Origin of the sequence: Streptomyces sp. NPDC057963, from assembly GCF_042887155.1 — a bacterium.
GTDB lineage: Bacteria > Actinomycetota > Actinomycetes > Streptomycetales > Streptomycetaceae > Streptomyces.
In genome coordinates this window covers 162,082-173,147 of the sequence record NZ_JBHVPX010000006.1, presented here as the reverse complement: position 1 = coordinate 173,147, position 11,066 = coordinate 162,082, and the positions used below count along the sequence as shown (strand labels likewise).

Genomic DNA, 11,066 nt, shown 5'->3' with positions numbered 1-11,066 from the left:
GGTCCGCACGAAGGGGGACGTGCTGATGACCCAGCCGCCCGGCCAGCAACCGCCGCAGGGAGGCTTCGGAGCCCCGTACGATCCGGCGCCGGGGCAGGCCCAGCCGCCGCCCCCGCCGCCCGGCCCCGGACCGGGGTACGGCTCCGCCCAGCCCGGTCCGTACAACGCGCCCGCCCAACCGGGGCCGTACAACCCGCCCGCGCAGCCCGGCCCGTACAACGCGCCCGCGCAACCGGGCCCGTACGACGTGCCCGCACAGCCGGGTGCGTCCGGTCGGCCCGCGCAGCCCGGCCCCTGCAACGCCCCCGCACAGCCGGGCCCGTACGGGATTCAGCAGCCCGGCCCGTACGGCGCGCCCGCACCGCCCGCCCACGGTTACCCGCAGCAACCGCGGACGCCCGGTCCGAGTGGCCCCTCCCGCGGACCGTTCCGGGGCAGGCCCGTAGTGATCATCGGGGCTGCTCTCGCCGCGCTCCTGGTCGTCGGCGGCGGTGTCTACCTCGGCACGGGCGGGGGCGGGAACGGCAAACCCCTCGCCGAGGCGAGCGCGGAGAACACCGATGGCGGGCAGCCGAGCACGCCGCCGCCGGCCAAGGCGCCGAGCGGCGCGGACCGCGTCAAGGAACGGGCCGCGGCCGACGCGCGGGAGACCAAGAATTTCAACGCCGGACGCAAGCCGGGCGAAGCGCGGGTGGACTGGCTCCAGACCAACACCGTCGACCTGCCGCGCCTCGGCGCCGACGCGTACGGCCCCTGGGTGTTCGGCGACACGGTCGTCAGGGGCATGTACCGCACGCTCTCGGGCTATTCCGTGGCCGACGGTGAACAGCGGTGGTCCCTGAAGTTCGGCGCGAACATCTGCGCGGTGCCCAACGAGGCGTCGACCGACGGCAAGCTCGTCATCGGCCTCATGAACGGCACGTCCGACAAAGCCGACTGCGCGGAACTCCAGATGGTCGACCTGAGGACCGGCAGGGCGGGCTGGAAGAAGTCCGTCGACCGGAAGGGCGTGCAGGATCTGCTGTCGGACCTCGCCATGGGGATCAGCGGCGGCGTCGTCACCTTCGGCCGCACCAGCGTGAGCAACGCCTACCGGGTCGCGGACGGCACGGAACTGGACATCGAACAGCCCGGCAACTGCCAGCCCTTCGCCTTCGCGAGCGGCCCCCGGATGATCGCCGCCACGAGCTGCCTGACGGACGACGCCGATGTGCACAACGACCAGGTGCAGGAGTTCGATCCGGTCACCGGCAAGCCGAAGTGGACGTACAAGGTCAAGACCGGCTGGCAGGTGGACCACTTCTACTCGGTCAGCCCACTCGTGGTGTCGCTCAAGAAACGCGGTCGGTGGGGCATCGTCGCCCTGAACGAGAACGGCACCTACCGGTCCCAGATGTCGGGCAAGGGGGACTACGCGGTGAGGTGCGCGGACGAGTACGCGGCGACCGTCAGGAACATCGACGGATGCATCGGCGCGGCGGCCGACGCGAACACGTTCTATCTGGCGACCAAGCAGGTGACGAGCGACACGGCGCCCAACAACGCGGTCGTCGCCTTCGACCTGGACACCGGCAGGCAGAAATGGCGTGTGGAGTCCCCGGCCGGCCAGACCGTCCAGCCGCTGCGGATGGCGGGCTCCGACCTGCTGGTCCAGATCGAGGCCACCTATCGCAAGAGCGGAGGGCTCGCCACCGTCGCGCCCTCCGGCGGCGCTCTGCGGACGGTGCTGCGGCACCCGGCTTCGACGTCCCGGGTCGAGAGCAGCCTCTTCCTTTCCAGGGTCGTCCACACGGGCGGCCGTTCCTTCCTCATGAGCGCGGCGGTGAGGGAGCAGGGCGACAAGGAGGAGCTGAAGGCGAAGACCATGATCGTCTTCAGTGAGTGAGGGGCCGGAGGGGGCCGGACGGGCTCCGGAGTACCGGTACGGGCGCGTCCGCGCGAACCGGCTTCCGCCCGTGACGAGTTGACCGACGGTCACCGCAGCTGCCGTCAGGAACCGGCCCCCAACCGCGTAACGGCGGCATCACGGGGCGGTTCTCCCTTGGGAACAGGGGGCGGACCGGCCCGGTGCCCGGGGTGTTGCGGGTGGTACAAAGAAGCCCCGCTCGACTGTCTTGACGCCGCGGAACCCATGCCCGATTCGCTCCTTTCCCAGGGGAATTCGGGGGTCTTGCCGGACCCCGTGAGCCCTGTGGAATCGCGGGGGAGACCGGAACGGGCACCGGACCGCACGAAGGGGGACGTGCTGATGACCCAGCCGCCCAGCCAGCAACCGCCGCAGGGAGGCTTCGGCGCACCGCAGGAGCCGCCGCAGGGAAGTCCTCAGCCGCCCCAGGGGCCTCCGCAGACCCCGCCGCCCGCGCAGCCGCCCAAGGCACCGGCCGCCCCGCAGACGCCTCCGCCGCCGCCCGCCCAGCCCGGTCACGGCTACCCGCAGGCCCCTGGCGAGGCTCCCGGTCAGGTACCCGGCCAAGCTCCCGGTCAGGCCCCCGGTTACGGCCATCCCCAGCAGCCGGGCCCGTACAACCAGCAGCCCGGTCCGTACAACCAGCAGCCGGGCCCCTATGCCCAGCAGCCCGGCCCGTACGGTCAGCAGCAGCCCGGCCCGTACAACCAGCCGACACAGCCCGGCCCGTACAACCAGCAGCAGCCCGGCCCGTACGGCCAGCCGACGCAGCCCGGTTACGGCTACCCGCAGCAGCAGTACCCCGGCGCACCGGCCCCCGGCCCCGGCGGCGACTCCGCCAAGCGCAAGCCCGCGCTGATCATCGGTGCCGCGGTCGTCGCGCTCCTGGTGATAGGCGGCGGCGTCCTCATAGCCACGAGCGGGGGCGACGACAAGAAGCCCGTGGCGGAGAAGAGCGGCGACGTCAAGCCGAGCAACTCGCCCTCCGTCGACGAGGGCAACGGCAACGGCGACGGCCGTGAGGTCGACGACGACCTCAACGCCGGCCGCAAGGAGGGCGAGGCGAAGGTCCTCTGGCTGCAGAAGAACGACATCGACCTGCCGCGCAACGGCTCGGACGTGTACGGCCCCTGGGTCGTCGGCGACACCGTCGTCAAGGGCATGTACCGCACCGTCTCCGGCTACTCCGCGGCCGACGGCAAGCAGAAGTGGACGCTGAAGCTGCCCGCGGACCTGTGCGCGGCGCCCTCGCAGCCCACCACCGACGGCAAGATCGTCATCGGGGTCGAGAACGGCACCACCGACAAGGCGAGCTGTGCGGACCTCCAGATGATCGACCTCAGCACCGGCAAGGCCGGCTGGAAGAAGTCGGTCAAGCAGAACGGCGTCTGGGACCTGATGTCGGACATCTCGCTCGCCATCAGCGGAGACACCGTGACGGTGGGGCGCACCGGCAACTCCAACGCCTACCGGGTCAGCGACGGCAAGGAACTGTTCGGCAAGCAGCCGGGCAACTGCCAGCCGTTCGCCTTCGCGGGCGGGCCCAAGCTGATCGCCGCCTCCAGCTGCCGCACCGACGACGTCAACAACCCGCAGCACCAGATCCAGGAGCTCGACCCGGTCACCGGGAAGCCCCGGTGGACGTACCAGCCCAAGCGCGGCTGGGAGATCGACCGGGTCTACTCCGTGAGCCCGCTGGTGGTCTCCCTGAAGAAGGACAAGGAGTGGAGCATCCTCGCGCTCAGGGAGAACGGCTCGCTCCGCTCCGGACTCGCCAGTGACAAGAGCGACAAGTTCGCGCCGGACTGCGGCAGCACCTTCGCCATCTTCGGCAAGTCCCTGGACGGCTGCACCGGCGTCGCCGCCGACGCCAACACGTTCTACATGTCGACCTCGCCGGAATCCAGCGGCCTCACCCGTACGAACAAGGTCGTGGCGTTCGACCTGAACACCGGCAAGCCCAAGTGGAAGGCCGCTGCCCCGGCCGAGCGCACGGTGAAGCCGCTGCGCATGGAGGGCGGCAACGTGCTGCTCTACGTCGAGGCCGGTTACAACAAGGGCGGCGGGATCGCCACCCTCGCACCGACCGGCGGCACGGTGAGCATGGTGCTGAAGCACCCCGTGTCGATGTCCGAGATCGAGAGTTCCTTCTACAACTCGAAGATCGTCTACACGGGCGGCCGTTCCTTCATTGCGAGCGGACGGGTCAGTGCGCGCAACGACAAGGAAGAGCTGGAGACGAAGACCATGCTGGCCTTCGGCAACTGACGGCTCACCAAGGCTCTCGACGGCACCGGGCCGTCGGTGCCCGACGGCTCACGACCGGCAGCGGGCCGGACCACTCCCGACCGCTGCCGGTACCGACCCACCGACTCCCTTCCCCCCAGAGGTACGTACGCCATGACGCAGCCGCCCCAGCCGCCCAACGAGCCGCCCCAGGGTGGGTTCGGTGCTCCGCAGGACCCCCCGCCGGGTGGGTTCGGTGCTCCGCAGGACCCCCCGCCGGGTGGGTTCGGTGCTCCGCAGGACCCCCCGCCGGGTGGGTTCGGCGCTCCGCAGGACCCCCCGCCGGGTGGGTTCGGCGCTCCGCAGGACCCCCCACCGCAGGCAGGCAGCCCGCAGACCCCGCCGCCCGCGGGCGTCCCGCAGCAGCCGGTCCCCGGGTACGGCTACCCGCAGGCCGGACCCCCGCAGCCGGGCTACGGCTACCCGCAGGCCGGGCCTCCGCAGCCCGGTTACGGGTATCCGCAGGCGCCCGTCCCCGGCCAGCCGCAGCAGGGCTACGGCTTCCCGCAGGGGCTCCCGCCCGGTCAGCCGCCGCAGCAGGGCTACGGCTTTCCGCAGGGGCTGCCGCCCGGTCAGCCGCCCCAGCAGGGGTACGGCTACCCGACCACCCCGACGCAGCAGCAGTACCCGCCGCAGCAGAACGGGGGCGGGAGCGGGAACGGCGGCAAGAAGTTCTCCACCCGGATGCAGATCATCGTCGCCGCGTCGGTCGCCGTCGTGCTGATCGTCGCCGGGGGCGTCTGGTTCGCCTCCAGCGGCGGTGACGACGGCAAGAAGAACAAGGCGACCTCGTCCAGCGGCGGCACCGCCGAGGACAAGGGAAGCGGCACGGTCGGTGGCGGCGGCACGGAGAAGGCGCCGGCGGACCCCAAGTCCAAGCTCGCCTTCCAGCTGCCGGAGCCCAAGGTCACCGACATCACCAAGGTCGACGGTTCCTGGGTGACCGACAAGGCGTACGTGAAGAGCGGCCTGAACGAGATAGTCGGGTACGACCTGGCCAAGGGCACCAAGCTGTGGTCCATCCCGCTGGCCGGCCGGCTCTGCGCCGCCTCGCGGCACATGTCCAAGGACTTCAAGACGGCCATCGCCTTCGAGGCGGGCAAGCCGACCAAGGCCAAGAAGTACCAGCCGTGCAACAAGGTCGGCGCGCTCGACCTGAACACCGGCAAACTGATGTGGAGCAAGTCGGTGACGGCCGCCACCAGCGGTGACGAGCCGGTCAGGTACAGCGAGGTCACGCTCAGCGGCACCACGGTCGCCGCGGCCGGCACCGAGGGCGGCGCCGCGTTCGACCTCGACACCGGCGCCGAGCGCTGGAAGCCCAAGGTCTCCGCGGACGGCTGCTACGACGCCGGCTACGCCGGCGGCGAGGCCCTCGCCGTCGTCCGCAAGTGCGGCACGTACGACGACCCGCAGCTCGTCGTCCAGGCGCTGAACCCGACCAGCGGCGCCCCGCTCTCCTCGTACAAGATGCCGCCCGGCGTCGACTTCGCGAGCATCGTCTCCACCAAGCCGCTGGTCGTCGCGGCCGACGTCGGTGACACCGCCGGTGACGGCAGCGGCATCTCGGACTTCTTCTCGATCGACGCCTCCACCGGCAAGCTGCTCACCCGGATCGCGGCGGACGGCGAGAAGTACGCCGCGCGCTGTGCCTCCACCGAGGTCGAGAGCTGCCAGAAGCTGGCCGTCGGCAACAACCGCATCTATGTGCCGACCGAGGACCACGAGGGCGCCGGCGAGTACGGCGACACCAACGAGATCGTCTCCTTCGACCTCACCACGGGCAAGCCGACCAGTGACCGGGCCGACGCGGGCGACCGCTACACGATGTACCCGCTCCGCATGGACGGCGGCAACATCATCGCGTACAAGAGGCCCCCCTACGACAAGGGCGGCCAGATCGTCTCCATCGACGGCTCCACCTTCAAGCAGACCCTGCTGATGGAGAACCCGGGCGAGGAGTCCGTCCGTGACGCCGAGAACAGCTTCTCCGGGGACTACTCCGAGATGATCTACTCCGCCGGCCATCTGTTCATCTCGCAGACGATGCTCAGCAAGCCGAGCGGGAGTTCGCTGGACGACAAGGAGTACCTCGCCGTCTCCTTCGCCACCGGCTGATCCCTCCGCGGTACCTGTGACCCGGCCCTGCCGGTCGATCATTCGACCGGCAGGGCCGATCGTTTTCCGCCCGCCGAGCAGCCCTGGATGGCACATAATCCGACACTCCGGGGGCCTTCTGCCGGGTAGGGGGTCCGCAACGTCGAACAAGCGTGTAGCTTGCCGGGTCAGGGCGGGCCGGGGGGCCTGGTGCCGGTGCTACGGGGGTGTACTCGATGGGCGTGCGGCTCATGGTGGTCGATGATCACCGACTGCTTGCCGAGGCGCTCGCCTCGGCGCTGAGGCTGCGCGGTCACCGGGTGCTCGCGGCGGCCGCGCCGACCACGGGGGCGGCGGAGTTGGTGGTCAGCAGGGCGCCGGAGGTCTGCCTCTTCGGCACCGCGGCCCCCGCCGAACCGGGGGCCTTCGACCCGATCGTACGGATCCGGCGGGAGCGCCCGCAGGTGGCCGTGGTGGTGCTCGGTCCGGTGCCCAGTCCGCGCGGGATCGCCGCGGCCTTCGCCGCCGGCGCCGCGGGATACGTCCGCCACGACGAGCGCATGGAGGGCGTCGAGCGGGCGATGGCCAAGGCGCGCGCGGGAGAGGCCGCGGTGGCGCCGCAGCTGCTCCAGGGCGCCTTCGCCGAGCTGCTCAATCCGGCCGCGGCGCCGGACGACGAGGGGCAGCGGCTGCTGGAGCTGCTGACCCCGCGCGAGATCGAGGTCCTGGTGCGGGTCGCCGAGGGTGAGGACACCCGGCTGATCGCGGCCGGGATGCGGATCGCGTCGAGCACCGCGCGCACCCATGTGCAGCGGGTGCTGATGAAGCTGGGTGTCGGCTCCCGGCTGGAGGCCGCGGCGCTCGCGGCCCGCACGGGGCTGCTGGACCGGGCGGCGCCGCTGGGCCGGCCGCTCGACGACCCCGTCGACGAGAAGGGGCCCGGCGACATCGGGTGATGCCCGTCGGCCCCTGCCGAAGGCCGTACGTCGGCCGTCGGCCGGGTCCGGGGCCCTGAGGAGTGTGACGGCGACCCTGGCCACCGCACCGGCGGCGAAGCCGACGGTCGCGGTGACGAAGCCGACGACCGCGGGGACGGAGCCGACCACCGCGGGGACGGAGCCGACCACCACGGGGACGGAGTCGGCGTCCCGGCCCGTGGGGATTCGACGAGCCCCCGTTCATGGATCGCGAAGAGACCGGCCATCGTGGCGATGACGCCCGCCCCCGGCCCCCGGGGTCCGGCAGCCCGCCCTGAACCCCCCGGCCCTGCCCCCCCCACCCTCAACTCCCGCACGCACGCGCGGAGGCCCTGATCGCAGGCGCTCCGTGCCCACCGCTCATGCCGTCGTCGGTCTCATTGACGCGCCTGTTGACTTGTGGTTCATTGTGTTTGGTTATGTTTGGAGGAACTTGGTGAAGAAGACGGTTACGACGCTCGCCGACGGCCGGGAGCTTCTCTACTACGACAGCCGTGACGATGCCGTGCGCGATGCCGTCGACCGGCGGCCCCTCGGCCCCGTCTCGACCTCGTCCGAGATCCGTCGTGACCCGTTCCTCGGTGACAGCGTCGCCATCGCCTCGCACCGCCAGGGCCGCATCTACCACCCGCCGGCCGACGAGTGCCCGCTCTGCCCCTCGCGGGACGGCCGGCTGAGCGAGATCCCCGAGGCGGACTACGACGTCGCCGTCTTCGAGAACCGCTTCCCCTCGCTCGCGGGCGACTCCGGCCGCTGCGAGGTCGTCTGCTTCACCTCCGACCACGACGCGTCGTTCGCCGACCTCACCGAGGACCGGGCCGCCCTGGTCCTGGAGGCATGGACCGACCGCACCGCCGAACTCGCCGGGCTCGCGCAGGTCGAGCAGGTCTTCTGCTTCGAGAACCGCGGTGCCGAGATCGGCGTCACGCTCGGCCATCCGCACGGGCAGATCTACGCGTACCCCTTCGTCACCCCGCGCACCGAGCTGATGCTCCGCTCGATGGCGGCCCACCGCGCCGCGACCGGCCGCAACCTCTTCGACGACGTCGTGGCCCGCGAGGAGGAGGACGGCTCGCGGATCGTCATCGCCGGCGAGCACTGGCTCGCCTTCGTGCCGTACGCGGCGCACTGGCCGTACGAGGTGCACCTCCACCCCCGCCGCCGCGTTCCCGACCTGCGGGGGCTGGACGAGGCCGCGCGCACGGAGTTTCCACAGGTCTATCTGGAACTCTTGAGGCGATTCGACCGGATCTTCGGCCCCGGGGAGCCGCCGACGCCGTACATCTCGGCCTGGCACCAGGCCCCGTTCCGGGCCCCCGGCCGGGAGGACTTCGGGCTCCATCTGGAGCTTTTCACCATCCGACGTACCTCCGGCAAGCTGAAGTTCCTCGCGGGTTCCGAATCCGGCATGAACGTGTTCATCAACGATGTGCCGCCGGAAGCCGCGGCCCAGCGACTGCGAGAGGTAGCGAGCGAGTGAGCAAGCCCCAGAAGAAGTACCTGGTCACGGGCGGCGCGGGATATGTCGGCAGCGTGGTCGCCCAGCATCTGCTGGAGGCCGGTCACGCGGTCACCGTCCTCGACGACCTGTCGACCGGGTTCCGGGAGGGCGTCCCGGCCGGGGCCGAGTTCGTCGAGGGCCGCGTCCAGGACGCGGCGAAGTGGCTGGACGCCTCCTACGACGGAGTGCTGCACTTCGCCGCCTGCTCACAGGTCGGCGAGTCCGTCGCGGACCCGGAGAAGTACTGGCTGAACAACGTCGGGGGCTCCGTCGCGCTGCTCGCCGCGATGCGGGACGCCGGGGTCCGGACCCTGGTCTTCTCCTCCACCGCCGCGACCTACGGCGAACCGGTCAGGTCCCCCGTCACCGAGTCCGACGCGACCGCGCCCACCAACCCCTACGGCGCCACCAAGCTCGCCGTCGACCACATGATCACCGGCGAGGCGGCCGCCCACGGACTGGCCGCGGTCTCGCTGCGCTACTTCAACGTGGCCGGCGCGTACGGCGGTTGCGGGGAACGGCACAGCCCCGAGTCGCACCTCATCCCGCTGGTCCTCCAGGTCGCCCTCGGCCGGCGCGAGTCGATCTCCGTGTACGGCGACGACTACCCGACCCCCGACGGCACCTGCGTCCGCGACTACATCCACGTCGCCGATCTCGCCGAGGCCCACCTGCTGGCCCTGGAAGCGGCCGCCGCGGGCGAGCACCTGATCTGCAACCTCGGCAACGGCAACGGCTTCTCCGTGCGCGAGGTCATCGAGACCGTCCGTGCCGTCACCGGCCACCCGGTCCCCGAGACCACGGCGCCGCGCCGCGCCGGCGACCCCGCCGTGCTGGTCGCCTCCGCCGCCACCGCCCGGGAGCGGCTCGGCTGGGCGCCGTCCCGCGCCGACCTGGCCGGAATCGTCTCCGACGCCTGGACGTTCGCCCGCCGAGAGGAACCCACCGCCCCATGACCGGGAACAGCGAGCTGATCGCCGGCTTCACCGAGCTCTACGGGAACGCCCCCGAAGGAGTCTGGGCGGCGCCCGGCCGGGTCAACCTGATCGGCGAGTACACCGACTTCAACGACGGCTTCGTGATGCCGCTCGCGCTGCCGCACGCCGCGCGCGCCGCCGTCGCCCGCCGCACCGACGGCGAGCTGCGGCTCCACTCGACCGACGTACCGGGCGGCGTCGTCCGGCTCCGGGTCGACGAGCTGGCCCCGCACCAGGGGCACGGCTGGGCGGCGTACCCGGCCGGTGTCGTCTGGGCGCTGCGCGAGGCCGGCCACCCGGTCACCGGGGCGGACATCCAGCTGACCTCCACCGTCCCCACCGGCGCCGGGCTCTCCTCCTCCGCGGCCCTCGAAGTCGTCACCGCGTTCGCTCTCAACGACCTCTTCGGGCTCGGGCTCTCCGCCTCGGAGCTGGCGGTGCTCGGCCAGCGCGCCGAGAACGCGTTCGTCGGTGTGCCGTGCGGGGTCATGGACCAGATGGCCTCCGCCTGCTGCACCGAGGGCCACGCCCTGTACCTCGACACCCGCGACCTCACCCAGCGCCAGGTCCCCTTCGACCTGGCCGCCCACGGACTGCGGCTGCTGGTCGTCGACACCCAGGTCAAGCACGCGCTCGGCGACGGCGCGTACGCCGAGCGGCGGGCCGGCTGCGAGGCCGGTGCGGCGGCGCTCGGGATACGCACCCTGCGCGAGCTGCCGTACGACGGACTCGGCGCGGCCCTGGACACCCTGGCCGAGGCCGGTGCGGACGAGTCCGTGGTGCGCTGCGTACGCCATGTGGTGAGCGACAACGAGCGGGTGAAGCAGGTCATCGCCCTGCTCGACGCGGGCGAGGTGCGGGCCGCGGGCCCGGTCCTCGACGCGGGGCACGCCTCGCTCCGCGACGATCTGCGCGTCTCCTGCCAGGAGTTGGACCTGGTGGTGTCGGCGGCGGGCGAGGCCGGCGCGCTCGGCGCGCGGATGACCGGCGGCGGCTTCGGCGGCTCGGCGATCGTCCTGGTGGAGGAGGAGCGCGCGGAGCCGGTCGCCGCGTCCGTGCTGGCGGCGTTCGCCTCGGCGGGGTACGCGGCGCCGCGGATCTTCCCCGCGGTTCCTTCGGCGGGTGCCCGGCGCCTCCACTGAGGTTCTCCGCCTCGGGCGGAACCCGGGCCACGCCCCGAGAGTCGACCGGCACCGGCCAACTGCGGGCCGGAGTATGCCAGTTCTGCCAATCGCCTTCCGCATCGGCCGTACGGCCGTACGCTGATGGGTGGTACCGGTGGGGGCCGGTGCCGATTCAGGGGTACGAGACAGTCGGGTACG

The 11,066-nt window shown here is 71.9% G+C and carries 7 protein-coding genes; all 7 read left to right on the top strand.

The features are described 5' to 3' along the window. Positions 1–25: 25 nt before the first annotated feature. Complete coding sequence (locus tag ACFVT1_RS16305; RefSeq protein WP_389795697.1) at positions 26–1,885, top strand: PQQ-binding-like beta-propeller repeat protein; 1,860 nt, start codon at positions 26–28, stop codon at positions 1,883–1,885. Positions 1,886–2,248: 363 nt separating this feature from the next. After that, entirely contained in the window at positions 2,249–4,174 is a 1,926-nt protein-coding gene (locus ACFVT1_RS16300; protein WP_389795695.1) for a PQQ-binding-like beta-propeller repeat protein, read from the top strand. Positions 4,175–4,306: 132 nt separating this feature from the next. Then, entirely contained in the window at positions 4,307–6,310 is a 2,004-nt protein-coding gene (locus ACFVT1_RS16295) for a PQQ-binding-like beta-propeller repeat protein (RefSeq protein WP_389795693.1), read from the top strand. A 215-nt stretch (positions 6,311–6,525) separates the two neighbouring features. Continuing rightward, entirely contained in the window at positions 6,526–7,245 is a 720-nt protein-coding gene (locus tag ACFVT1_RS16290) for a LuxR C-terminal-related transcriptional regulator (protein WP_389795691.1), read from the top strand. 457 nt (positions 7,246–7,702) lie between these two features. Continuing rightward, on the top strand, positions 7,703–8,746 hold the full coding sequence (galT, locus tag ACFVT1_RS16285; RefSeq protein WP_389795690.1) for a galactose-1-phosphate uridylyltransferase: 1,044 nt from the start codon (positions 7,703–7,705) through the stop codon (positions 8,744–8,746). Then, the gene (gene galE / locus ACFVT1_RS16280) at positions 8,743–9,723 is read left to right on the top strand and encodes a UDP-glucose 4-epimerase GalE (protein ID WP_389795688.1); all 981 of its coding nucleotides are present in this window, start codon (positions 8,743–8,745) and stop codon (positions 9,721–9,723) included. Before galT ends, galE begins: the two co-directional genes overlap by 4 nt. Next, a complete protein-coding gene (gene galK, locus ACFVT1_RS16275; protein WP_389795686.1) occupies positions 9,720–10,886 on the top strand; it encodes a galactokinase in 1,167 nt (388 codons plus the stop codon). The genes galE and galK overlap by 4 nt, the downstream gene beginning before the upstream one ends. Positions 10,887–11,066: the final 180 nt, after the last annotated feature.

What these genes read in the sequence shown, in the direction of transcription:
- ACFVT1_RS16290 (WP_389795691.1), top strand. Translation starts at nt 6,526, where the DNA reads ATGGGCGTGCGGCTCATGGTGGTCGATGATCACCGACTGCTTGCCGAG.
- galK (WP_389795686.1), top strand. Translation starts at nt 9,720, where the DNA reads ATGACCGGGAACAGCGAGCTGATCGCCGGCTTCACCGAGCTCTACGGG.
- ACFVT1_RS16305 (WP_389795697.1), top strand. Translation starts at nt 26, where the DNA reads ATGACCCAGCCGCCCGGCCAGCAACCGCCGCAGGGAGGCTTCGGAGCC.
- ACFVT1_RS16295 (WP_389795693.1), top strand. Translation starts at nt 4,307, where the DNA reads ATGACGCAGCCGCCCCAGCCGCCCAACGAGCCGCCCCAGGGTGGGTTC.
- ACFVT1_RS16300 (WP_389795695.1), top strand. Translation starts at nt 2,249, where the DNA reads ATGACCCAGCCGCCCAGCCAGCAACCGCCGCAGGGAGGCTTCGGCGCA.